The organism is uncultured Tenacibaculum sp., from assembly GCF_947504135.1.
GTDB lineage: Bacteria > Bacteroidota > Bacteroidia > Flavobacteriales > Flavobacteriaceae > Polaribacter.
The window spans coordinates 103435-128767 of record NZ_CANNGG010000006.1 but is presented as its reverse complement, the minus strand read 5'-3'; the positions used below and the strand labels follow the sequence as shown (position 1 = coordinate 128767).

Annotated in this window: 25 protein-coding genes; 13 read left to right on the top strand and 12 right to left on the bottom strand. The window is 32.1% G+C overall.

The features are described from left to right. Window positions 1-251: 251 nt before the first annotated feature. The 6 genes from Q0663_RS12480 to Q0663_RS12455 all read right to left on the bottom strand — a co-directional run bounded on the left by Q0663_RS12480 (window position 252) and on the right by Q0663_RS12455 (window position 7245). A complete protein-coding gene (locus Q0663_RS12480) occupies window positions 252-983 on the bottom strand; it encodes a DUF4294 domain-containing protein (protein ID WP_299011634.1) in 732 nt (243 codons plus the stop codon). A 107-nt stretch (window positions 984-1090) separates the two neighbouring features. Beyond that, entirely contained in the window at window positions 1091-2344 is a 1254-nt protein-coding gene (locus Q0663_RS12475; protein WP_299011632.1) for an aminotransferase class I/II-fold pyridoxal phosphate-dependent enzyme, read from the bottom strand. Window positions 2345-2473: 129 nt separating this feature from the next. After that, a complete protein-coding gene (locus Q0663_RS12470; protein ID WP_299011630.1) occupies window positions 2474-4690 on the bottom strand; it encodes a molybdopterin cofactor-binding domain-containing protein in 2217 nt (738 codons plus the stop codon). Window positions 4691-4702: 12 nt separating this feature from the next. Continuing rightward, window positions 4703-5164, bottom strand: coding sequence for a (2Fe-2S)-binding protein (locus Q0663_RS12465; protein ID WP_299011628.1), 462 nt, complete (start codon window positions 5162-5164; stop codon window positions 4703-4705). Window positions 5165-5277: 113 nt separating this feature from the next. Next, window positions 5278-6228 carry a phosphoribosylaminoimidazolesuccinocarboxamide synthase gene (locus tag Q0663_RS12460; RefSeq protein WP_299011623.1) on the bottom strand — a complete coding sequence of 317 codons (951 nt, stop codon included), beginning with the start codon at window positions 6226-6228 and terminating at the stop codon, window positions 5278-5280. A gap of 63 nt (window positions 6229-6291) precedes the next feature. After that, entirely contained in the window at window positions 6292-7245 is a 954-nt protein-coding gene (locus Q0663_RS12455; protein WP_299011621.1) for a PhoH family protein, read from the bottom strand. A 119-nt stretch (window positions 7246-7364) separates the two neighbouring features. Here Q0663_RS12455 and Q0663_RS12450 point away from each other — a divergent pair, with 119 nt between their 5' ends. Genes Q0663_RS12450 through gldG form a run of 4 tightly spaced genes read left to right on the top strand, consistent with a single transcriptional unit; the run spans window position 7365 to window position 10933 of the window. Next, window positions 7365-8225 carry an SAM-dependent chlorinase/fluorinase gene (locus tag Q0663_RS12450; RefSeq protein ID WP_299011619.1) on the top strand — a complete coding sequence of 287 codons (861 nt, stop codon included), beginning with the start codon at window positions 7365-7367 and terminating at the stop codon, window positions 8223-8225. 4 nt (window positions 8226-8229) lie between these two features. After that, a complete protein-coding gene (locus tag Q0663_RS12445) occupies window positions 8230-8526 on the top strand; it encodes a putative quinol monooxygenase (RefSeq protein WP_299011617.1) in 297 nt (98 codons plus the stop codon). A gap of 54 nt (window positions 8527-8580) precedes the next feature. Continuing rightward, window positions 8581-9300, top strand: a complete 720-nt coding sequence (gene gldF / locus Q0663_RS12440) for a gliding motility-associated ABC transporter permease subunit GldF (protein WP_299011615.1) — start codon at window positions 8581-8583, stop codon at window positions 9298-9300. After that, on the top strand, window positions 9293-10933 hold the full coding sequence (gene gldG, locus Q0663_RS12435; RefSeq protein ID WP_299011611.1) for a gliding motility-associated ABC transporter substrate-binding protein GldG: 1641 nt from the start codon (window positions 9293-9295) through the stop codon (window positions 10931-10933). Before gldF ends, gldG begins: the two co-directional genes overlap by 8 nt. 47 nt (window positions 10934-10980) lie before the next feature. Here gldG and Q0663_RS12430 read toward each other — a convergent pair whose 3' ends face one another. Together Q0663_RS12430 and Q0663_RS12425 are read right to left on the bottom strand one after the other, a co-directional pair. Beyond that, window positions 10981-11739 carry an NAD(P)-binding domain-containing protein gene (locus tag Q0663_RS12430; RefSeq protein WP_299011608.1) on the bottom strand — a complete coding sequence of 253 codons (759 nt, stop codon included), beginning with the start codon at window positions 11737-11739 and terminating at the stop codon, window positions 10981-10983. Beyond that, the gene (locus Q0663_RS12425) at window positions 11726-12391 is read right to left on the bottom strand and encodes an MIP/aquaporin family protein (RefSeq protein ID WP_299011605.1); all 666 of its coding nucleotides are present in this window, start codon (window positions 12389-12391) and stop codon (window positions 11726-11728) included. The genes Q0663_RS12430 and Q0663_RS12425 overlap by 14 nt, the downstream gene beginning before the upstream one ends. A 112-nt stretch (window positions 12392-12503) precedes the next feature. Between Q0663_RS12425 and Q0663_RS12420 the strand changes: the two genes are divergently transcribed. The 8 genes from Q0663_RS12420 (at window position 12504) to Q0663_RS12385 (ending at window position 19326) form a co-directional block, all read left to right on the top strand. Continuing rightward, window positions 12504-13346: a DUF2911 domain-containing protein gene (locus Q0663_RS12420; RefSeq protein WP_299011600.1), complete on the top strand. Its 843-nt coding sequence runs from the start codon at window positions 12504-12506 to the stop codon at window positions 13344-13346. A gap of 129 nt (window positions 13347-13475) precedes the next feature. Beyond that, window positions 13476-14387, top strand: a complete 912-nt coding sequence (locus tag Q0663_RS12415) for a prolyl oligopeptidase family serine peptidase (protein ID WP_299011594.1) — start codon at window positions 13476-13478, stop codon at window positions 14385-14387. A gap of 5 nt (window positions 14388-14392) precedes the next feature. After that, complete coding sequence (locus tag Q0663_RS12410) at window positions 14393-14869, top strand: hypothetical protein (protein ID WP_299011592.1); 477 nt, start codon at window positions 14393-14395, stop codon at window positions 14867-14869. Window positions 14870-14933: 64 nt separating this feature from the next. Then, complete coding sequence (locus Q0663_RS12405) at window positions 14934-15641, top strand: M949_RS01915 family surface polysaccharide biosynthesis protein (RefSeq protein ID WP_299011588.1); 708 nt, start codon at window positions 14934-14936, stop codon at window positions 15639-15641. Window positions 15642-15674: 33 nt separating this feature from the next. Continuing rightward, window positions 15675-16280 carry an SMI1/KNR4 family protein gene (locus Q0663_RS12400; protein ID WP_299011586.1) on the top strand — a complete coding sequence of 202 codons (606 nt, stop codon included), beginning with the start codon at window positions 15675-15677 and terminating at the stop codon, window positions 16278-16280. Between the two features lie 191 nt (window positions 16281-16471). Then, window positions 16472-16648, top strand: a complete 177-nt coding sequence (locus Q0663_RS12395; RefSeq protein ID WP_299011584.1) for a hypothetical protein — start codon at window positions 16472-16474, stop codon at window positions 16646-16648. Window positions 16649-16664: 16 nt separating this feature from the next. Beyond that, window positions 16665-19058 (top strand): hypothetical protein, encoded by a 2394-nt coding sequence (locus Q0663_RS12390; RefSeq protein ID WP_299011582.1) that lies wholly within the window; start codon window positions 16665-16667, stop codon window positions 19056-19058. A 55-nt stretch (window positions 19059-19113) separates the two neighbouring features. After that, on the top strand, window positions 19114-19326 hold the full coding sequence (locus Q0663_RS12385) for a hypothetical protein (RefSeq protein ID WP_299011579.1): 213 nt from the start codon (window positions 19114-19116) through the stop codon (window positions 19324-19326). A gap of 441 nt (window positions 19327-19767) precedes the next feature. On the opposite strand, the gene Q0663_RS12380 is transcribed toward Q0663_RS12385, so the two are convergent. The 3 genes from Q0663_RS12380 to Q0663_RS12370 are packed head-to-tail and all read right to left on the bottom strand — an operon-like array spanning window position 19768 to window position 22175. After that, window positions 19768-20730 (bottom strand): succinylglutamate desuccinylase/aspartoacylase family protein, encoded by a 963-nt coding sequence (locus tag Q0663_RS12380; RefSeq protein WP_299011577.1) that lies wholly within the window; start codon window positions 20728-20730, stop codon window positions 19768-19770. 10 nt (window positions 20731-20740) lie between these two features. Continuing rightward, the gene (locus Q0663_RS12375; RefSeq protein WP_299011575.1) at window positions 20741-21985 is read right to left on the bottom strand and encodes a hypothetical protein; all 1245 of its coding nucleotides are present in this window, start codon (window positions 21983-21985) and stop codon (window positions 20741-20743) included. Continuing rightward, complete coding sequence (locus Q0663_RS12370; RefSeq protein ID WP_299011573.1) at window positions 21942-22175, bottom strand: hypothetical protein; 234 nt, start codon at window positions 22173-22175, stop codon at window positions 21942-21944. Before Q0663_RS12370 ends, Q0663_RS12375 begins: the two co-directional genes overlap by 44 nt. Window positions 22176-22315: 140 nt before the next feature. On the opposite strand from Q0663_RS12370, the gene Q0663_RS12365 reads away from it, so the two are divergent. After that, window positions 22316-24643, top strand: a complete 2328-nt coding sequence (locus tag Q0663_RS12365; protein WP_299011568.1) for a type IA DNA topoisomerase — start codon at window positions 22316-22318, stop codon at window positions 24641-24643. On the opposite strand, the gene Q0663_RS12360 is transcribed toward Q0663_RS12365, so the two are convergent. Further along, window positions 24636-25307, bottom strand: a complete 672-nt coding sequence (locus Q0663_RS12360; RefSeq protein WP_299011566.1) for an RNA methyltransferase — start codon at window positions 25305-25307, stop codon at window positions 24636-24638. The genes Q0663_RS12365 and Q0663_RS12360 overlap by 8 nt on opposite strands. Window positions 25308-25333: the final 26 nt, after the last annotated feature.

Sequence of the window (25333 nt, the reverse complement as noted above, 5' to 3'; positions counted from 1 at the left end):
CCTCTTTTCTCCCCTTTTTTTATAACTTATTTTTAATGCATTATTATATAATTAGTTACGTTCGGAAGTTTTTTATATTCTACCTTTCAATCACATCTCCTCTAAACACATTTTAAAAAAAAATCACTATTACTTTACTCGCCTAAATGATAGCTTTAGCAATATTTAAAATGTTGTTTTAATGTATTGATTTAAGGGTTGACAATAAATTTTGGAACAGAGAACTTAAAAAAACTAAAGAATAACATCTCTTACCTAATCTTTTTCTTCCGTTCTCGCTTCTTTCGCATCTTAGAAAACATCTCCTTATACTCCGATACATCTACATAACCCCTACTTTTGGATACAATTACTAAATAGTTCTTTCTTAATTTTGGATCTTGATACTCTAACTTTTCATCAATATAGGCTCGTTGTAATATATCCTCTACCAAATAGTCCTCATTTTCGATTTCTGGCTTGTATTCGGACTTCAATGACAACTTAAACATATTTGCTGTGGTATTGTACCAAAAGGCTTTCCATCCGCTTCGGATTTCCTTTACATTATCAAAAGCTGTTTTTCCAGTTTGACGATGTATTAACTTCAATAATATTCTTCCTTCTGTTCTTGTTAGTTTTTTTAATGGTGCTGTTAGTTCTTCTTCTAAATATTTTTGAACACGTTTTACATATTCACGCTTTTTTCTTTTAGAATCTATTCTTTCTAAACGCACATTAACACTATCTACTCTTTTTGCTGCTAAAATTGCATAAGGATATGCTTTGAATACTTTTTTTCGCAACCAATAATAATATAAGATATCGTTTTTCTCTTTAAACTTATGTTTTGGTAAGACGGTTACTTCATTTAACCTTATCATTAAACTGTCTCCTTCTTTAATAAGAATGTACTCATCGTTAAAGTTTGGCAGCGAATCTTTTATTTGTGCCTGTATTGCTACTGCAAATAATATTGTATATAGATAAAGGAGTTTTTTCATTTAATTTTTATGTACAAAAAGGATTCCAAATGTATCATTTCTGTTTTAAAACAAAAAAACTCATGAAATATTTCATGAGTTTTTTTGTTTTATCATTCAATTTTGGATTATTCAGCCATTATTGTTTCAGCTACTTTCTTATACGTTCCGTTTTCTAATTTTTCACGGATAGCTGTAAATGCTTCGATTGTTTCTGTAACATCATCCATTGTGTGACGTGCTGTAGGAATTAGTCTTAAAATAATCAATCCCTTTGGAATTACTGGATACACAACGATTGAACAGAAAACTCCATGGTTTTCTCTTAAATCATTTACCATTGCCATAGCTTCTGGGATATCTCCTTTTAAATATACAGGAGTTATACATGTTTGTGTAGTTCCTAAATCAAAACCTGCGTTACGTAAACCTGACTGTAAGACATTGGTAACTTCCCACAACTTATCTTTCAATTCTGGTTGTGTACGGATTAAATCTAAACGTTTTAACGCTCCTTTTACCATTGGCATTGGTAAAGACTTCGCAAACATTTGAGATCTCATATTATACTGTAAGTACTGTACTACATCTTTATCTCCAGCAAAAAATGCTCCGATACCTGCCATAGATTTAGCAAAAGTAGCGAAATATACATCTATCCCATCTTGAACTCCTTGCTCGAACCCTGTTCCTCTTCCTCCTTCACCTAAAGTCCCAAATCCGTGTGCATCATCTACTAATAAACGGAAATTGTATTTTTCTTTTAAGGCTACAATTTCTTTCAATCTACCTTGTTCACCACGCATACCAAAAACTCCTTCAGAAACTAATAAAATTCCTCCACCTGTTTTTTCTGCCATTTTGGTAGCACGTTGTAAGTTTTTCTCACAACTTTCAATATCGTTATGACGGTAAACAAAACGTTTACCTGCATGTAAACGAACACCATCAATAATACATGCGTGTGTATCTACATCATATACAATAATATCGTCTTTAGAAACTAAAGCATCTATTGCTGATACCATACCTTGGTATCCAAAGTTTACTAAATAAGCAGCTTCCTTTCCAACAAATTCTGCACATTCATTTTCTAATTGCTCATGGTATTTTGTATGACCTGACATCATACGAGCCCCCATCGGGTATGCTAAACCATCTGCTGCTGCAGATTCTCCATCAGCTTTTAATACTTCTGGATGATTTGCTAATCCTAAATAATCATTGATGCTCCAAGTAATTACTTTTTTTCCATTGAAAGACATACGGTTAGAGATTGGCCCTTCTAATTTAGGAAACACATAATATCCTTCTGCTTTATCTGCCCATTTTCCTAAAGGTCCTTTATCTCCCTTAATTCTTTCAAATAAATCTTTAACCATTATTATTTTTGATTTTTATAGGTTGCGAAAATAGTGCTTTTTTAACAGATTTTCAAAAATTGTCTGCAGCATAATTAATATATAATGAAGAAAGGTGCCTAATTAAGCACCTTTTCTTCTTTTTTGTTTTTAACCTAAAACGTTTGATTTTAATTTTTCTATAAATGGTTGTCTATATAATCTCTTTCCTAAGGCTTTATGAATTGCATTCGCTACAGCACCACCTGCTGGCGGTAAACCTGGTTCACCTAAACCTGTCGGTACTATTTCGTTTTCAACAAAATATACTTCAACTTTTGGAGTCTCATTTATTCTTATTAATCGATAGTTATCAAAATTTCTACTTGATGGTTTTCCTTCATTAAAGGTTAAATTACCGTACATAGCATGTCCAATCCCATCAATTACCCCTCCTACAACTTGGTTTTTAGCCCCTGTTGGATTTACAACAATACCACAATCAACTGCTGCAACTACCTTTGTTACCACAGGTACTCCATCTTTTAATTCAACCTCTGCAACTTCAGCCACATGAGTATTGTGACTATAATAAGCTGAAAACCCTTGGTAAACTCCTTCTTTTGATTTACCCCAGTTTCCTTCTTTTGCGGCTAATCGAATTGCATCTTGCATTCTTTTACCTGAATACTGGATTTTTTCGTCTTTCGTTTCTTTTACATTTTCTAGTAAATCTAAACGCAATTGTACTGGATCAACTTCTAGTTCTTGTGCTAATTCATCAAAAAAGCATTGTTCTGCGTATCCTAAAAAGTTGGTATATGGTGCTCTCCAAGCTCCTGTGCTGATATTACTTTTATAATTTCCTGTTGATACTTTATAGTTTGGAATACACCCAGCTGGAAAGAAATGTGGAATTAATCCATACATATTATCATTAATCGCTGCTTCTTTTAAATGATATCCTGTTATTTTTCCATCTTTAATTGATGCCGCTATTTTATATTTAATAGCTGGTCGGTAAGTACCTGCTGTTATATCTTCTTCTCTTGTTGAAACCATTTTAACTGGTTTTTTTGCTTTATCAGATATTTCGAGTGCTTCATACACAAAATCGCCATATAATCTTCTTCCAAACCCTCCTCCCATTCTTGTCATTTCTACATGTACCTGCTCTAAATTACGCCCTAACATTTCTGATGCTACCTGAGCTGCATACTCTGGTGTTTGTACAGGACCTACTAGATGAACCTTATCTGATGTTACATTTGCATAGAAATTCATTGGCTCCATACAATTGTGAGGTAAAAAAGGTGAATGATAGGTACGTTCTATGACTTTATCCGCTTCTGAAAATGCTTTTTTTACATCTCCGTCTTCTCTTCTTACATCTAAATCATTCGCATCTAACAAACTTGTTAATTTTTCGTCATGAAGCTTTGTATCTTCAAGTTCAGAGTCAGCTTTCCATATAGCCTTAATAGCTTTTGCCCCTTTTATAGCAGCCCATGTATTTTTAGCTATTACTACTACTTTATCTGATTTTGGTAATTTGAAAGTCCAGTTATTTTTACCTGACTCTATAAAATTTCTTGCTTTTTCTCCTATTGTAATAACATCTATTACTCCAGATATATTTTTTGCTTCCGATGCATCAAAAGATTCTAAAGCATCACCAAAGGCTGGTGGCCTTACTACAGCTGCATAAACCATTCCTTCCTCTTTATAATCTAATCCAAATAAAGGTTTTCCAGTTACTATTTTTTCTACATCAACATTTATAGCATCTTTACCTATAATAGAAAACTCTAAAGGTTTCTTTAATGTTACATTTTCTGGAATTTCTAATATTGCTGCTTCTTTTACAACTTCTCCATATCCTAATTTATCACCATTTGCATTGATAATTACACCTTTTGATGCAGAGCAAGTAACTGCATCAACACCCCATTTTACTGCTGCTGCATTTATTAACATTTGCTTAGTTGTAGCTCCTGTTTGTCTTAATGCTGTCCAACCTAAACGAATAGATTGACTTCCTCCTGCCAATTGACGAGTATAATTTTTTGTATCTAACGGAGCTTGGACTACATGTACTTTGTCCCATTCAACATCTAATTCTTCAGCAATAATCATCGGCATTGATGTTTTTACTCCTTGTCCAATTTCTGGATTGGGAGAGTAAATAGTTACATAACCTTCATCAGATATTTTTATGAATGCGTTAAAATCATTAAAATTTAGATTTTCAACATCTACAGATGGTTTTACATTAGGTTTACAGGCAGTAAATAGATTAAATCCAATCATGATTCCTCCACTTGCTAGCGCAGAGGCTCTTAAAAAATTTCTTCTACTAAACGTTGCTTTGTTTTCTTGTGTACTCATGATTGAAAAATTTTAAGACATTTTTTCGGCAGCTAAAGCAACTGCTTTTTCTATTCTATTATAAGCTGCGCAACGACAAATATTTCCTTGCATTGCTTCTCTTATCTCTTCTTTTGAAGGGTTTGTGTTTTCTTTTAAAAAGGAAGCAGCTGTCATAATTTGACCTGCTTGACAATATCCACATTGTGGGACGTCTACTTCTTTCCAAGCTTCTTGGAGTGGGTGGTCTCCTTCCTTTGACAACCCTTCAATGGTTGTTATTTCTTCTCCATCCAACATAGAAACTTGTAATTGACAACTTCTCATTGCTGTTCCGTCTACATGAACAGTACAGGCTCCGCATTGTGCTATTCCACAACCGAATTTAGTTCCTACCATATTGAGTTCATCTCGTAAAACCCACAACAATGGTGTATCAGCATCTGCCTTAAAGGACACCGACTTTCCGTTAATTTTTAATGTATAATTTGGCATTTTGGCTAATATTTATTTGTCTTGTGTAAGTTACAAAAAATATAAATGCCTGTTTATTAATGAAGTTCTTTTATGATAATTTTAAATAAAAAGAGAGGCTTGAGCCTCTCTTTTTATCTATTTTGTAAAAATATTTTTACATTTTTCTCTATTCTTTCGAGTACGTTTTCTGTATTCGCTTTCACAAAATTTTCTCCTGTGATTTGTTCGTATAGTTCAATGTATCTATTTGAAATTTCAATAACTTTTTCATCAGACATTTCAGGAATTTCTTGTCCTTCTTTTCCTTGAAATCCGTTCTCAATTAACCACTGACGCACAAATTCTTTTGATAGTTGTTTTTGCTTCTCTCCTTTTTCTTGACGTTCTGCATATCCTTCAGCATAAAAATAACGAGAAGAGTCTGGTGTATGAATTTCATCAATCAATACAATTTTACCATCTTTAGTTTTTCCAAACTCATATTTAGTATCTACTAAAATCAATCCTCTTTTAGCAGCTAATTCGGTTCCTCTTTGAAATAACTTTCTTGTATAATCTTCTAATACTAAATAGTCTTCTTCAGAAACAACTCCTTTTGCTAAAATATCTTCACGAGAAATATCTTCATCATGTTCTCCATTATCTGCCTTTGTTGATGGTGTTATAATTGGCTCTGGGAATTTATCATTTTCTTTCATTCCTTCAGGCATTGCTACTCCACAAAGCATTCTCTTTCCTGCTGCATATTCACGGGCTGCATGACCAGATAAATACCCACGGATTACCATTTCTACTTTAAAAGGTTCACATAAATGACCTACTGCTACATTTTCATCTGGATTTGCTATTAACCAATTCGGAACAACATCTGCAGTGTCATTCATCATTTTTGTAGCAATTTGATTTAGAATTTGTCCTTTAAAAGGAATTTGACGTGGTAAAATTACATCAAATGCAGAAAGACGGTCTGAAGCAATCATTACCAATAAATCATCATTGATATTGTATACTTCTCTTACTTTTCCTTTGTAAACTTCTTTTTGCCCTTGAAACTGGAAATTTGTTTCGTTAATTGTATTCATTAGTATGTTGTTGTGTTGTTGCCCGCAAATGTAAACTAATCGCAAAATACTGACAACTAAAAACTACTCGGTTTCTATACTTTTATAAGCTGTAATAATCTTTTTAACCAATCGGTGACGGATTACATCTTTATCATCTAAATATACCTGCGCTATTCCATCAATATCTTTTAAGGCTAATAACGATTCTTTTAGCCCTGATACTTGTCTGCGTGGTAAATCAATCTGACCAGGATCGCCTGTAATGATAAACTTAGCGTGCATTCCCATACGTGTTAAAAACATCTTCATTTGTGCATGAGTGGTATTTTGTGCTTCATCTAGAATTACAAACGCATTATCTAAAGTACGTCCACGCATAAAAGCTAAAGGTGCTATTTGTATGACTCCTTTTTCAAGATATGATTCAAGTTTTTCATGTGGAATCATATCGCGTAAGGCATCATATAAAGGTTGCATGTATGGATCTAGCTTCTCTTTTAAATCTCCAGGAAGAAATCCTAAGTTTTCACCTGACTCCACCGCAGGTCTTGTTAATATAATTCGTCTTACTTCTTTTTCTTTTAATGCTTTTACGGCCAAAGCAACTGCTGTGTATGTTTTACCAGTACCTGCAGGTCCTACAGCAAATAACATATCATTTTTTTGCATTAACTCAACCATTTTACGCTGATTAGCTGTTTGCGCTTTTATTAACTTTCCACTAACACCGTGTACTAAAACGTCTTTTGCATTTCCAGATTTTCGTATTTCTTCTTCCTTACCTGTTGACGTTAAAATTCGCTCAATACTATTTTCATCTAGTTTATTATACCTATTAAAGTATTTGATAAGCATTTCTAATCGCTTTTCAAATTCATTTAATAATTCAGGTTCTCCAAAAATTTTAAGTTTATTTCCTCTAGCAACTATTTTTATTTTAGGAAAGAAGCTTTTTAACTGAGTAATAGTGCTGTTTTGAGCTCCGAAGAAATCATTTGGATTGATTTCTGTTAATTCAATTATGCGTTCGTTCAAATGACAAAAGTTTTAAGATTATTCACTCTAAAAATAATGATTATTTTTGTCGAAATACGTAGTTTTGTTTAAAAATTCAGCATAATTTTTCACAAACTAATTAACAAACACCTAACTTAATGTCTCTTATCACATTAACTACTGATTTTGGAACTAAAGACCACTTTGTAGGGGCTGTAAAAGGGGCTATATACTCAGAATTACCTGATGCTAAGATTGTAGACATAACACATCAAATCTCTCCTTTTAACATTACAGAAACGGCTTATATTTTAAAAAACGCCTACAAGAGTTTCCCTGATAAAACCATTCATGTAATTGGAGTTGATTCTGAATTAAGTATTCAAAATAAACACATTGCTTTAGAGCTAGACAATCATTTTTTTATTTGTCCTGATAACGGATTAATTTCTATGATTGCATCTGAAATTAGGCCCACAAAAATTGTTGAAATCAATATTCATGATCGTGTAGAAAGTAGTTTTCCTGTATTAGATGTGTTTGTACAGGTTGCTAGTCATATTGCTCGTGGCGGTAGTTTAAGTGTTGTTGGTAAAGAAATTGATTCTTATAAACAGATTATTGAAATTCAACCAAAAGTAAACGAACAGCAAACTAGTATTGCTGGCGGTGTTATTTATATTGATAACTACGGTAATGTAATTACTAATATTAGTCAAAAATTATTTAACACTGTTGGGAAAGGTCGTGATTTTAAAGTTACTGCTAGACGTTATACCTTTACTAAAATTTTTAGTCGATATAATGAAATTGTGGATTATTCGATTAAAAACAATGGTCAGCATGATGGAGAAAAATTGGCTATTTTTAACTCTGCAGGTTTTTTAGAAATTGCTATTTATCGGAGTAATTTAGAAACTGTTGGTGGTGCTTCTACCCTACTTGGTTTAGAATATAGAGACACTATTACTGTTGAATTTGAAAATCCTGTTACACCTGAATTCACACCTATAAATTAACGATATGTTTGTACGAATAGTAAAGATGAGCTTTCAACCAGAAAAGATTGAAGAATTTTTAAACAACTTCAATACTAAAAAAGAATTTATACGAAATTCACCTGGTTGTCGTTTATTAGAACTGTACAGAGACAAGACTAATCCAAACATTTTTTTTACTTACAGCTATTGGGATGCTGAACAAGATTTAGAAAATTATAGAAATTCTGATTTGTTTAAAGGTGTTTGGGCACAAACCAAAGTATTATTTAATGACAAACCCCTGGCTTGGAGTGTTGATAAAGTTGAATCGCTACCTTAGTCAATACCTATCTGAAAATAACTAAATATTATAAACAACTAAAATAGTTATACATTGTTACCACTACTAAAGAAAGAATTTAACTCATTTTTTGCCTCTCCCATTGCCTATTTGGTTATTGGGGTATTTTTACTTGTAAATGGCTTATTTTTATGGGTATTTAAAGACAATTTCAATATTTTAAATGCGGGGTTTGCCGATTTAAATAGCTTTTTTTATTTAGCTCCATGGTTGTTTTTATTCCTTATTCCTGCGATCACTATGAAAAGTTTCGCAGATGAATTTAATAGTGGAACTATTGAAATTCTAAAAACGAAACCGCTTACCGATTGGCAAATTGTACTGGGTAAGTTTTTCGCTTCTCTTTTGTTAGTTGTCATCGCCATATTACCAACATTAACCTATACGTATACTGTGTATCAATTAGGAAGTCCTGTTGGAAATTTAGATGTAGGTAGTACTATAGGTTCGTATTTAGGTTTATTATTTTTAGCAGCAACCTATACAGCTGTTGGATTGTTTACCTCTACCCTATCAAAAAATCAAATTGTGGCATTTATTTTAAGTGTATTTATCACTTTTGCTTTATTCTATGGTTTTGATGCTGTAGGTTCTTCTTTAGGAAATTCAGGATATACCTTACAACAATTTGGTATTAACGAACACTTTAAAAGTATTAGTCGTGGTGTAGTAGATACTCGTGATTTAATCTATTTCATCAGTGTTACCGTTTTCTTTTTATTCATCACTAAACAACAGTTAAAAAATGAATAAGAAATTACAACATATTGCATTAGCCCTTATCGGACTGTTAATTGTCAATTACATCGCTAATTCAGTTTACAAACGTTTCGATTTAACACAGGACAAACGTTATACCTTATCTGAAGTAAGTGAGAATCTTATTGATAAAATTGACGCTCCACTAACAATTCATGTATTCTTAGAAGGTGATTTTCCTGCGGAATTTAAACGCTTGCAAATTGAAACTCGTCAGTTTTTAGAAGAATTACAAGCTAAAAATACCAATATTCGTTTCCGTTTTATCAATCCTGATAATATTCGTGAACGTTTGGTAAAAAGAGGAATGATGCCTAGTCAGTTAACTGTAGAAGAAGATGGAAAGTTATCTGAAGCTATTATTTTTCCTTGGGCTGAAGTTTCTTATGGTAAAAAAACTGAATTAGTTTCGTTACTACCAAATACCATTGCAAAAACACAAGAAGCTCAATTACAAAACGCTGTTGAAAAGTTAGAATATTCATTTGCTAATGCTTTACATAACATTACCCAAAAAGAAAGACAAAAAATAGCTGTTTTAGCAGGTAATGGTGAGTTACAAGATATTTATCAATACAGTTTACTAAGTGAAGTTGGTAAAAAATACCGTTTGGCTAAGTTTACACTAGATAGTGTTGCTAGTAATCCGCAAAAAACATTAAAAGATTTAAGAAATTACGATTTAGCAATTATTGTAAAACCAACTGAACGTTTTACCGAAGAAGAAAAATTCACAGTAGATCAGTTTATTACCAACGGAGGAAAAAGTTTGTGGATGATTGATAACAATTACGCTGATACCGATAGTTTATATAATGAAGGTAAAATGTTGGCTTTCCCTCGTGACTTAAACTTAACTGATTTATTATTTGGCTACCAAGTTCGTGTAAACAATAAACTCATTCAAGATTTATATGCTGCTAAAATTCCTTTAGCTACAGGAAATGTAGGAAATCAAACACAGTTTCAACACTTAAATTGGTTTTATCATCCACTAGTTAGTGGCAATCCGAACCACCCAATTACTAAAAATGTTGCACCTGTTCGTTTCCGATTCACTACACAAATAGATACGTTAAAAGGTAGCTTAAAAAAGACTCCTTTATTAGTTACATCGGTACTTACCAAGAAAATTGGGACTCCTAATTTTGTAGAGCTACAAAGCATAGCGAAAGAACCAAAAGAAAACGAATTTGCTTCAGGCCCACAATTATTAGCTGTATTGTTAGAAGGGAACATTCCTTCTGCTTATAAAAACCGAATAAAACCTTTTAACACTCCTGATTTTAAAGCTGAAAGTGGTGCCAATAAAATGATTGTAATTGCTGATGGTGATATAGGAAGCAACCAAATTTTAAAAGGAAAACCACACGATTTATCGTTAGATAAATGGACAGGAGAACAATTTGGAAACAAAGAGTTTTTAATTAATGCGATTGATTATTTATTAGATGATTCTGGATTGATTCAACTTCGTAATAAAACTATTCAAATTAACTTATTAGATAAACAACGTGCTTTTGCAGAAAAAAGTTACTGGCAGTTTATCAATATTGGTATACCGTTAGTATTGCTAGCGCTGTTTGGTTTCGGATTTACTTATTGGAGAAAAAAGAAGTATCAGTAATTGGCTATTGGCTATTGGCTATTGGCTATTGGCTATTGGCTAAAATGTTAAATACTCAATAAATCACTGTGTATAAACTGATAGTTTAATGCTTTTTGAAGTTTTTCGCTACTAATTATTTTATACTCCAGTGGTTTTGAATCATCAAATTCAGGAATTGGTTTTCCAAGGGACTTTCTTGCATTAATATAAAAATCCTCTCTGGTTGGATGATGGTTTGCGCAAGCATTAAACACTTCTCCAAAAACATTTTGCGCTATAATTTGTTGTATGATTGCAATGCAATCCTCACGATGAATCATATTTACATACCCTTTTGGATACGGAATTTTTCTATCAACAAACCAATTTCCTGGTTGTCTGTTCCCTCCAAACAAACCTGCAAAACGAAGTATCGCTGTTTGAAAATTTTCATTATTTCTAAATAAGTTTTCTATTTCAACTAGAGGAGAATCTACAGTATCATCTTCCTCTGTCATTTCTTTATTTAAGCTTGGATATACTGAAGTTGAACTGATAAAAATAACGTTGGCTACATTGCTCTTTTCAACTTTAGAAATCAATCTTTTAAAGTCATTAATATTTTTAGTTGTAATTCCTATTAGCAATACATCAGTATCTAAAAAGTCAGTAATCTCAGTATCTTCAGAAATATTTACTAAAAAAGGGTGAATATGAACGGCTTTTAATTCGTCTAACTTAGCTGCTGATGTTGTTGAACCTTTAACGGTATATCCATTCTTAATTAATTGTATTCCTAATTCTTTTCCTAACCACCCACATCCTAATATACTAACACTTTTCATCACAACAATTATCGTCTTTTACCAATTTACAAGAAACCACCGCTAACAAAGCACCCAAAATTGGAGCCAGTATATATAACCACAAATGCTCTAAGTGACCAGAAACCAATGCTGGTGCAATAGAACGAGTAAGATTCATAGACGCTTTTGTCATAGGACCAGCAAACATAGCCTCTAACAAAACCACTCCTCCAATGGCAATACCTGCCATCACTCCTACTTCTTTACTTCCTGTTGACACATTAACAATGGTCAACATTAAAAAGAACGTCAAAAGTAACTCTAATATAAAAGCGCGCCACGGATCTATAGACGGAATGGTTGCACCATAAAACTCACTTGTAGGAAACAACACCCAAAGCATTACACTTGCAAATAAAGCTCCTAATATTTGAGCTATGATATATTTAGGAACTTCTTTCCAAGAGAACTTTTTTGCATAGGCAAAGGCAACAGTTACTGCAGGATTAAAATGTGCTCCTGAAGTTTCTCCAAAAGCATAAATCATCGCCATAACTATCAAACCCCAAGTAATTGCCACTCCTGTATGCGTTAAATCTGCTCCGTTAGTAACCTCATTAACAGTCATCGCCCCTGTTCCGCAGAAAATAAGGGCAAAAGTTCCTATAAATTCAGAAATATATTTTTTCATGATTGCAAATATCAATTAAAACAAACCTACCGTATTTTAAGTTTTTGTTAACATTAATCCGAAGAATTCCTTGTAATTTTAACAAAACTAAATTTAAAACAAACCAATCATTATGAAAAAAATACTTTTGAGTTTGTTTGTTGTTGCCTTATCAACAAACATTACTGCCCAATTAAAAACACCAGCTCCGAGTCCTGCTTCTAAAATAGAGCAAAAAGTAGGTTTAACCGATGTTACTGTTGAATATTCAAGACCAAGCATGAAAGGAAGAGCCATTTTTGGAGATTTGGTTCCTTTTGGAAAAGTTTGGAGAACAGGAGCTAATCAAAACACTAAAGTTACTTTTAGCGATGATGTTACTATTGACGGTAAAACATTAAAAAAAGGTACATATGCTTTATATACAAAACCAGGAAAAGATGCTTGGGAAGTAATTTTTTATTCTGATACTAATAACTGGGGAACTCCTAAAAAGTGGGACGACGCAAAAGTAGCTGTGTCTACTTCTGCTAAAGTTGAGGCTATGCCAATGAAAATTGAAACGTTTACAATGTCTATTGACGATTTAACAAACGATTCTGCTGTGTTAGGTATCTTTTGGGAAAATGCTTACGTTGGTGTAAAATTTAATACTCCAACAGATAAAGCTGTTGAAGAAAGTATTGCACAAGTAATGGGAGGTCCTTCTGCTAACGACTATTTTTCTTCTGCTGTTTACTATTTACAAGAAGGAAAAGACATTAACAAAGCCAAAGAATGGATTAACAAAGCAGTTGATATGACTAAAGATCAACCTCGTTTTTGGTACTTACGTCAACAATCGTTAATCCTTGCTAAAGCTGGAGATAAAAAAGGAGCTATTAAAGCTGCTAAAGCTTCATTAGCTGGTGCTGAAAAAGCTGGAAATGCTGATTATGTGAAAATGAACAAAGAGTTTATTGCTGAAATGAAGTAACTTTTGTTGAACTTCTTTAAAAACATGAAACTCGCCAATTGGCGAGTTTTTTTTGTATTTTTAGCTTCAAAATTGCTAAAAATAATCACTAACAAAAACTTACTTAATTAATTAACCGTACCTCAACCAATGGCTAAACTTCTAACTGCAATACTTTTCCTACTTGTAACAAATTTGGGGTTTGCTCAAAACGGAAAACTACTTACAAAAAAACTAATCAATATTTCCGAAACACCTATCTGGAATAAAGTTTCTCAAAAAAATGAATTGAAATCAAATTTTGAGTATTTAAAAAACTTAGACTTCTATTTTATTACTTATGAAAGTGATGGACTAAAAGTTAAAGGAATTGTTATAGAGCCAAAAAAACAAGGAAAATATCCTGTTGTGATTTTTAACCGTGGAGGAAATAGAAACTTTAATCAATTAACCGTTGCTACAATGATTATGTATACTTCTAAATTAGCCGAGCAAGGCTATGTAATAATTGGAAGTAACTATCGAGAAAAAGACGAATTTGGAGGAACAGAAATTAATGACGTGTTGAATTTAACTGAAACTGTAAAAGAAATAAAAAAAGCTGATTCAAATTCTATAGGTATGTTTGGTTGGTCGAGAGGTGGAATGATGACCTATTTAGCCCTTCAAAAATCAGATAAGATAAAAACAGCTATTGTTGGTAATGGACCAACGGATCTTTTTGAAATAATATATGACCGCCCAGAAATGGAAGCAAAAGTTATTTCCGAATGCGTTCCTAATTATTGGAAAAACAAGGATGATGAATTGAAAAAACGCTCTGTAATTTATTGGTCTGATGAATTAAGCAAAAGTAGTAGTCTCCTAATTCTATGTGGGACTAAAGACAAAAGAGTGAATTCTAAACAAGCAGACAAAATAGCGCAAAAGCTTTCTGAAATAAATTATAAGTTTGAATTAAAAAAATATGAAACTGATCACTTTTTTACTGAATATAAAAGTGAATTAAATAATTTGGTAATCGATTGGTTTAATAAACGATTAAATAATCACAAAAATTAAAAACAATGAAAAAAATAATCTTATCACTAATTTTTGCTATCGCAACTATAACTATTAGTAACGCTCAAAAAATAGAAGTAGAAAAAGTATTTGGAGGGTATAAATACACCCAAAACGGAAATAGAATGACGATGAGAGATTTAGTAAATACTATGAAACCAGACATCAACGCTTCAAGCTTAATTAAAAAAGCTCAAACAAATAATACAATAGCTACTGTTTTAGGAGGTGCAGGAGGAGTTTTAATTGGTGTTCCCCTCGGACAGTCTTTAGGTGGTGGAGACGCTAATTGGACTTTAGCTGGAATTGGTGCGGGACTTATAATAGTTGCTATTCCAATTTCTTCAAGCGCTAATAAAAAAACAAAAAAAGCTATTGAACTATATAATTCATCTCTAAATTCTACATCTTCCTATGAATTTAACCCTGAATTTAAACTAATAGCTAACGAAAAAGGAATTGGTTTTTCTATGAATTTTTAAATACTATTCCTACTTATAAACCCAAAAAAGTTGCTCTATTCCCTTACTATATGTAAAGAAAAAAATGAAATATCTTTTATCTCTAATTTTCGTACTTTACCTAACAAACATAGGCTTTAGTCAAAGCTCAATTACTTCAAGTAAATTATTAACCAAGAAAGAAATCCACTCAATTTTTACCAATAGTGTAAAAACGAAACTAGAAATTGAGGATCCTATTTATAAGGCTTACGAGTATAATGACAGAGAAGGAAAACACTTTATAGTTATGATAGAAAACAACCTTAACTGTAAAGGAAGTAAAAAATGTTCCGATGCTATAAAAGCATATTGCTTTTCCTATAAAAACGGTCTGTTTAGTACAAAATGGAAATTAAATGATTTTATACTTCCAGAAGATAACGAAGTACCTAAAGAACACGCCATTTATTTTTGGACTAAATATCTAAAACTAAAAGATTTTGACAATGACGGACTTATTGAGCCCATAATAGTATACGGAACACTTGGAATGAATGGAAAAGGTGATGGCCGAATAAAAATTTTAGTATATCACCACGGCAAAAAAAGAGCTATTAGACATCAAAATGGTACTCTTGATTATGAAAGAAATACTCAAGTTGATAAAGTATTCTATCAATTACCTAAAGAAATACAACATAGCGTGACAGATATTGTCTATAGTATAAATGAAAATAATCATGGAATTTTTCCGCATGGTTGGCAAGATGCTATGAAGAATAAAAAACTAAAATTTGATGAAAAGTTATAACAACTATCAAAACAAAAACTCTAAAAAAAATCTATGAGCAGAACATTAAAAGAGTACTTAGAAGGACTTAAAAATGCTTATTTAAAGCACAACGGAAAAGAAAGCTGGGAATATTTTGAAAAAAACATACAAGGAGCTAAAAAAGATCATATTGATGAATTAACGCAAATTTTTCCAGATACACCAAAAACATTAATAGACTTTCTGAAATATGTAGATGGAACCTATTGGAGAAAATATGCTGATGAAACAATTTCATTTTTTGTTTTAGGTTCTGATGTTTCCGAATACCCTTATTACCTATTATCCTCTGAAGAAATAATACAAAACAAAAATGTAGTTCGCCACTACTCTGAGTATATTGAAAGAGCATACGAAGGTGTTGAAATTGATGATAAAATCATAAATAAAGCTGATGCCAATACTAAATGGCTTCATTTTTCAGACTGTATGAATAATGGTGGAACCTCTCAGTTATTTATAGATTTTAGTCCTTATTCAACAGGGAAAAAAGGACAAATAGTGCGGTTTTTACACGATCCGGACGAATTAAAAGTAATCGCTGATAGTTTCGACGATTTCTTAAAAAAATTAATGGATGATGGTTATAGTTTTATAAACGAAGACACTATAGAGTAATAAACCAACTTCCTTTTCAATAACATAAATTTTGAGCGTACTTATTCTTCAACTCTTATAAAGTTTACTCTCTTTATACATTTTACTAACTAAAATCGGGGAATAAAAAATGGCTGAAAACAGGGGGTTTTCATCCCTCTATTATTGTCTAATTTTGTTATTTATTCCCAGATAATATTTAAAAAAATAATATGATTTTTTTACCCCAAAGTATTAACAATGCCGAAAATGCTTTATACCATACTTGGACAACTATGGTAAACAATATGAATACAGCGCAAAGTCAAGAGGAGTTTAACGCAAAGTTTGCTTTGTTTGTGCCTGTTGTGCTAAAAAAAATAGAGCTAATTACTAAATCTGAATCCTAAACTTTTATTTAATTCTATGACTCTGGATATCCACAATATTGATACTGAATTTAAGCGTTTAAAACTCCAACAACAATATACTTCTGATGATTTATATGTCTTATTTATTATTGGTAAAATCAGCAGAGAAGAAGCCGTAATTTCTGAAGTAACCGAATTGCTACAACAATTTGGTACCCAAGCTATAAACCAAGCTTTTAAAACCAGAAATAAACTGCCTGAGCAAGATGGTAATAGAACCAAAATATTAAGTTCATTAATTACCTATGCTAGCAAAGATGCTAACTTTCCTGTTGGAGAAGCGTATAAGTTATTTGATTTTATTGAAATCCGTTTAAGTGACGAGGAAGTTTTTAAAAAACTAAACAAAAACCCTTCGATTATTGCCCAGTTTAAAGGCATAACTCACTTGCATATTTATGAGGGTTTTACCAACGGTATTCCTGCTGAAATTGGAGAAATAGCATCGCTAACAAATCTTGAAATAGAAGGAGATTATTCCCATTTACCTGAGACCATAGGGAATTTAGTACACTTAGAAGAACTTGACATTGATTGTGAGGGGTTACAAGAAATTCCTGCGAGTATGGTAAAGTTATCAGCTCTAAAAGAGTTGGAGATTATGGTTAGTTCTAAGGCGGAAGAACCTTTAAAAATGCCTTTTAATTTATCGGCACTTAAGCAATTAGAGAGTTTAACTTTCTATAAAATAAATATTGAAAACTTCACAGAACTTCAACTGCCAACATCATTAAAAAAAATAGGGTTTTATCGTTTACCTAAACTTAAGGCGTTACCGCAGGCCATTCCTCAATTAAAAAAACTTGAACGCTTAGAAGTTTATAATTGTCCGCTTTTAGAAACTATTCCAGATGAACTAAGTGAGCTTGAAAAATTAACCTATATCAGGCTTCAGGAAGTTCCGCTTATAAAGCAAATAAAAGATACAATTATATTTGCTCCAAGTATAAGTTCGTTATCTTTAGATGATACGGTAGAAATAATTTCGACACAAACCCATTTCCAAAACACCACGTTAAGTATTAGAGATGCACGTATATTAAATTTCGTACTAAGCCATGCCGAATACTATTCTAACCTTAAGTGTTTAAGTTTAGGTAATTTTAGGGATTTTGAAAATATAAAAACAGGAATAGAACAACTAAAAAACCTGGAAAAAATATCAGCGATTTCGCTTAATAACAGCGATATTTTATGGGAAAATTTAGCAGCTTGCAAACAGTTAACAGAATTGCATTTTAACAATGTAGGTTTAGCGGAGCTTCCTAATTTAAGCACACTTCAAAACCTTAAAAAAGTCAGTATAGAACGAAGTGATAATTTTGTTTTAAATACAGATTATTTACCACAAGACATAGAAGAATTAAACCTTGCATTTATAAAAGGAATACAAGCGGGTAAAAACAGCATATATTCCGATTCGATAAGATTAGAAGGGGTAACCATAGAAAACCCTAAAGCTTTATTCAGTATAATAACAACTCCTTTCCTTTCTTTTTATCCAAAACTAGAAGAAGGTTATACACCTGAAGACTTAACCCTATATTTACAAAAACCAGCGATTTTAAAAACCTTATATACTACTTGCCCTACAGGTTCTTTTGAATCAATATTTAAGCACTGTACGCAATTAGAACGTTTATCGATAGATAATAAAAACGAAGACAAAACTGAACTGCAAAGCCATCCTGCCACACAGCTTAAGGTTTTAAGGCTAACAAATTATAAAGGGGCTAACCTAAAGGCATTGTTAACCAATATGCCAAACTTAAATTTACTTTTTATCAATGGGTACAATTCACTACATACTTTTCCTAAGGTAGATTTACCTAAACTAGAAAATTTATTTCTGGTTAGTACATCATTCGAAGGACTTCAAAATTTGAAAGCCCCAAAACTAGACCGACTCTATATGCACATGTGTTATGAGTTTACGCCCGAAGCTTATGCAGCCCTACCACAATTTACAAGGTTAAAAAAGTTGAGTTTTTCGGGGTCAAACAGCATTAGGACTATTCCAAAAGAAATTACAACTTTAAAACTTACAGAGTTTTTAATGGAGCATGATGTAGATGAATTTCCTGAATATATAAAAAACATGACAACGTTAGAAACACTTTCGCTTGGTGCAAACTCTTTTAAAAACTTGCCTTTATGGATTGCAGACTTACCTAACCTAAGCCGTTTATCTATTGACCATTGTAGGTTTGAAAATCCTGTTCCAGATTATTTTAAAAAGCTAAAACTAGTAGAGTTAAAGTATTATATCAATAAATTCTCAGGCCATAATATGCCTTATGATAATTACAGAAATTTGATAACTCCCAATTATACCAAGCAGGTAAGTGAATTTAGTAATCATTTTAATGTATATGTAAAAGACTTATAGTTTAATATCGTGTTTAAGTAAAACATACGTATTCAATTATATTATTAAAAAGAAAATGAAAAGACCAAATACAGTACCCAAAGAAGCAAAATGGAATGAAGATGATTACGAATGGGAATTAGGAAAAAGAAATAAAGACGGTAATGAAATTGGTGAATGGAAATGGTGGGAAGCACAAGAAGGCTACTTATGCTGCCACGCTTTTTTAATGATTACGGAAACATTAGAAGTGTTAAAAGATTCCATTCTAATGGCGAGCCCTCTCTAGAACTTTCTTATAATAAAGAAGGAAAAGAATTATTTACTTTTTATCATTCAATCAATGAGACCTTTAACTCACAACAGGATGCGTTGTGATATGTCTGGGATAGTTTATGGAATAGGATAGAAATTATTATGTTTTTAACAATAGGGCTTGCTCTTATCTTTTTAAATTTAAACAAAAAAGTAAGAGAAAGTTCTTTTTATTCATTGACTTCATTTTTCTTTATTCCTTTTATAATAACAATAATATCAATATTTTATGTGGGCGGTATTTCAGAAAGCATAAAAGAGTATAGTGTCATGTTTATTTCTTTTTTTTAGTATTCTTACATACTTTTTCTTGAAGTTTAGAAAATCAAAATTTATTAAATCCAAAAAAATAAGGCAACTCAATTTCTTACTAAATCAAAAAAGACTGTTCTTTTATTAAAACAGTCTCTTTTTATTATTTTATAACTCCTAGATGAATTATACGTCCACCCGATTGATTTACAGGATTTACACTCTTCTCTACCACAATACCTCTTTCTGGAGCAGAATATTTTTTAACTTTATTACCAAACACATCTCGTAGTGTAGCAATATGATCTCCTTCTTCTACAATATCTCGTAAATCAACATGTACTGTAAGTAACCCTCCTTCTTGTGTATATAACCAATAGGATTTTTCACAAACTACTGTATTTCTTTTCGAGGTTTCATATTCATCATCGGTAATTCCTAAATATGCCAACACATTGTGTACTCCTGCTACTCCACTTTTAATAATTTTCTTTTGAAAACTATGCGGATTACCTACTTCAATAGTAATAGACGGAATCCCTAATTCTTCAGCTGCTCCTCGTAAAGTTCCGTCTGAAGGTGGTGTATGCACTATGATTTCTGCATCTTGTAATAAGGCTAATTTTTTAGTAACCTCATTGTTCATATCACTTCTAATATAAAACGAATTTACCCTACCAAAACTAGCAGTGTGAAGGTCTAACAAATAATCAAACTTTTTTACTACTAAATTCAAAAAACGATTGGCATATACTTCACTTGTATTTCCATCATGCTTCCCTGGCATAATTCTGTTAATATCTACACCATCGCTAAAAACACGGGTTCCTCTAACAAAAGAAGGTACATTTACAATAGGAATTCCTACAATTGTTCCTTTTAAATTTTCTGTATCTAAATCTTTAAACAATCGCTGGATAACTGATATTCCATTCAATTCATTTCCATGAACCGCTGCTGTGAGTCCTAATACAATACCATCTTCTTTTCCTTTAGCAACCATAATAGGAATACATGTGGGAATTCCCATTGCGTTAGACGTTACTTTTAACCAATAATTTTTAATAGAATTTTTAGGTGTTTGATTCACATCAAACTCAGTAATATATTCAATTTGGTGTCCCATACTCATACTTTTAATATAATTCGTTTAACAGCGTACTATCGTTGTTTAATGAAGTAAATAGTTTCTTTTTAAACTTTTTATTCGAGTTTATTAAACTAATACACATTTTGTCGATAGCAATGGTAGAAAGTACAGTTTGTATAAAAGTTTCTATTAAATCGTCTATACCTAAACCTAGTTTATTATAATCTCTTCTGTCCATAATTAACAAACGATTAGTGTCTGAAGTCCATTCATTTTCACCTAACTTAACCGATAAGTTAGTCCCTAACATTTGCCAAGAATCTTTACTAGTTTCTAAGTCATTCTCCAAAGGTAACAAGGCTCTTCTCGAATACATACATAATGGTTTTATCCCATCTTTTGTACTACTAATCATCATACGAATATCTGACACAAATGTTTCTCCTTTAGCATTTGGCATTGTACCAACATGGTAATATTTGCCTTTTGTACTTACTGAGCTCCAATTATAATTACCTATTAAACTTTGTACAATAAAACGTTCATATTCGATTTCTAACTTCATGAATTCTTCTAGCTCTTGTTCATTAACAATCGTATAAACCCCTTGTCCGGCATTACTATATGGAATTTTTACTACTGCTTGTCCTCCCATTTCTTTCACCCATAACGGTATTTCATTCTTGCTTACATCCCAAATAGTATCTGGAATGTTTATTTTCATTCCATATTCCTGTAATTCTGTATTGTAAATATCATATGCTTTGGCTGCAACCATTTTATTTCTTCCACCAGCCAAACAGGTAATAATCGGATTTAAAATCTTTGTTTTACTATTAATAGGGAACCTATTCCATGGTTTTTGGGTTACATATCTAAAAATACCTCGTAACGGAATCCATTCATCTTCTTGTTTTAGATAAAAGATTTCATTTTCTATTTTTACATGATTGTTATCTTTGTCTGAATAATAAGGCACAAGAAAAACATCTTCTTTAAAAACATCTGCTATAACGGCTGCATAACCAGATGTTTCCATATAGTTTTTATCATAAAACACTGCCAGCCTACCATCTTTAACAAGTTTTCGTTTCTTTTCTAAAATAGGCTTGAAAGTTCGTTCTATCAGTAAACGATAAGCTCCATCTTCTTTATTGTCGTCTAATAAAGGCATTGACTTCTGACCTGACGGACATGAGTTATTCTCGATTATGACCATATTTTTATCTCCTTCAGCCGAAGTTGAATTAATTAAATCGGCTCCTCCCCCATAAAAAGTACTTACATTCATACGATAAAATTTCTCGTAGCTTTTCTGCATTTACTTTTGGATGTAAGTGACAATACCTAGCAATAATTCGTTCTTTATCAAGATTTAAAAAAAAATTTACCATTGGATGAATTGTAGCATTCAGCACCTTAGGGTACCAATGGTTCTCGTTATTAAATGTATTAGGTTTTATAAGTTCTGTTATTTTCATTCTTTTTTGTTTTTAAAAATAGCTAAAAACGATTTTTTTATTTTTTAAATATACCAACTATTTTAAATATTAAGTATTATAAAAAGTAAGATTCTACATTCATAAATAATTTAGTAATTTCGACCCTCTAAATTACTTTCATGAAAGTTTGTATCGCCGAAAAACCTAGTGTAGCCCGTGAGATTGCTAATATCTTAGGAGCCAGTACCAAACGAGATGGATATTTCGAAGGGAACGGCTATGCAGTTACGTATACATTTGGTCATTTATGCACACTTTTAGAGCCTAAAGACTACAAGCCTCACTGGAAAAGTTGGGATTTGAACAATCTACCCATGCTTCCTGAACGTTTTGATACTAAGGTTACCAACGATAGTGGTATTCAGAAACAGTTCAAAATTGTTAAGTCTTTATTTGAAAAAGCTGATGTAGTCATTAACTGCGGGGATGCTGGACAAGAAGGAGAACTTATTCAGCGATGGGTTATCAATCAAGCAAATTACAAAGGTAAAATTCAACGGTTATGGATTTCTTCTCTAACGGAAGAAGCAATTAAAGAAGGGTTTGAAAACCTAAAAGACAACGACGATTATAATAATTTATATTACGCGGGATTTTCTCGTGCTATTGGTGATTGGCTATTAGGTTTAAATGCTACTCGTTTGTACACTGTAAAATTTGGCGGTTACAAACAAGTGTTATCTATTGGTAGGGTACAAACTCCTACCCTAGCTATGTTGGTAGATCGTTATAAGGAAATTCAAAACTTTAAACCTGAACCTTATTGGGAGTTACAAACGCAATATCGTGAAACTTTATTTAGTTGTGAAGAAGGTCGCTTTTTAAAGAAAGAAGACGGACAAGCTTTTGCCGACAAGGTAAAAGAAAGTGATTTTGAAATAACCTTGGTTACTAAGAAAAAAGGAAAAGAATACGCTCCAAAACTTTTCGACTTAACAGGTTTACAAGTATACTGCAACAACAAATTTGGGTTTTCAGCAGATGAAACCTTAAAAATTGTTCAGAAATTATACGAAATGAAAGTAGTTACATACCCTAGAGTGGATACTACTTTTTTACCGAATGATATTTATCCTAAGGTTCCAAATATTTTAAAAGGACTAAAACAATATGCTTCGTTAACACAACCTTTATTAAGAAAAAAAATACGTAAATCGAGTAAAGTTTTTAACGATAAAAAAGTTACCGATCACCATGCTATTATTCCTACAGGAGTAGAAATCAATCTGCAATACAACCAACAACAGGTATATGATATTATTGTAAAACGATTTATTGCCGTGTTGTATCCTGATAGCGATATTTCAAAAACCGAAGTTAAAGGTGAAGCTGATAAAGTGCCTTTTCGAACTTCAGGAAAAGAAATACTTACTAAAGGTTGGCGAGTTGTTTTTGAGCATGGAAATGATTCTAAAAAAACAGAAGAGAAAGATGTGCTTCCTACTTTTGAAAAGGGGGAAAAAGGTCCGCACGAACCTTCTTTTTTTGAAAAAGAAACCAAACCTCCTCGTAATTATACCGAAGCGAGCTTGTTACGTGCCATGGAAACTGCTGGTAAGCAAGTAGATGATGATGAAATGCGTGAATTGATGAAAGAAAATGGTATTGGACGACCATCTACACGTGCGAGTATTATTGAAACCTTATTTAGAAGAAAATATATTGAACGCCAAAAAAAGTTAATTATTCCTACCCAAACTGGTATTGATTTAATTGATTTAATTGACAATGAACTTTTAAAGTCTGCTGAATTAACAGGGCTCTGGGAAAAACGTTTGAAGGAAATTGAACGTGGTGAATACCACGCTGCTACGTTTATCAATCAAATGAAAAAAATGGTAGACGATTTGGTCTATGAAGTTCGTTCGAGTTCTAAAACCAAACGAATTTCTTACGAAGCTCAAAAAACAAAACAACCGCCCAAAAAAACAACTTCTAAAAAGAAAACCGTTGTTGGTAAAGAATGTCCAAAATGTAAAAAAGGTCAATTATTAAAAGGAAGTGCTGCTTATGGCTGTTCTGCTTATAAAAATGGTTGTGATTTTACACTGACTTTTGAATTTATGGACAAAAAAATATCCGAAAACCAACTAATTCGTTTACTTGACAAAGGTTGTACTACCAATTTAAAAGGCTTCAAACAAGACGATAAAAAAGTTGAAGGTTTGGTTCGTTTTGATGATAACTTCAATTTAAAATTTGAACCAAAAAAAGGAATTACTACAAAAGAAAAGATTACTTCGTCACAAACTCCTCGTAATCACAGTGAAAAAATAACCTGCCCTAAATGTAATAAAGGAACTGTTTTAAAAGGTAAGTCTGCCTATGGATGTTCTGAGTATAAAAATGGTTGTGACTTTGTGTTTACTTTTGAAAACATCAAAAAAACGGCTAACGGACAACCGTTAACCAAAGAATTAATATGTAAAATATTGACTTCTAAGTAAGTTCTTTATAGTAGTATTCTATTAATTTATCAGGATTTTTAATCGTATTTTTTATCCATTTAAAGTACAATACTTTCTTTTCTTCTTCTGAAAGTTTCCAATGCATATCTGTTCTTTTCAAACGTGTAGTTACATCTTGTAAAATAATAGCTGCTGCTACTGATATGTTTAAACTCTCGGTAAAACCTACCATTGGTATTTTTAAAAACCCATCCGCTTCTTGTTTGATATAATCTGAAATCCCATCTTTTTCAGCTCCAAAAACAAATGCCGCCTTTTTTGTCACATCAAAATCAGGTAAAATACAAGAATCAGTATGTGGAGTAGTACCAATAATTTGGTATCCTTTTGCTCGTAAATCTTCTAAACAAGCTTTGGTATTATCTCCATCTTCTTTATATCGGTGGATGTCTAACCATTTCTGGCTTCCTTTTGCTACATGTCTTGAAACCTTGTTCGTAAACTTATTTTCAATTGCATACACATCTTGTACTCCAAAAATATCGCAACTTCTCACCACAGCGCTGGCATTGTGTGGTTGGTAAATATCTTCTAACACTACCGTGAAATGACGTGTGCGTTCATTTAAAACCTTATAAAAGGTTTCTTTTCTTTTCTCAGTAATGTAGCCTTCTAAATAGGCTAATAATCCTTCATCAATCATACAACAAACATAGTAATTTTTCCTAT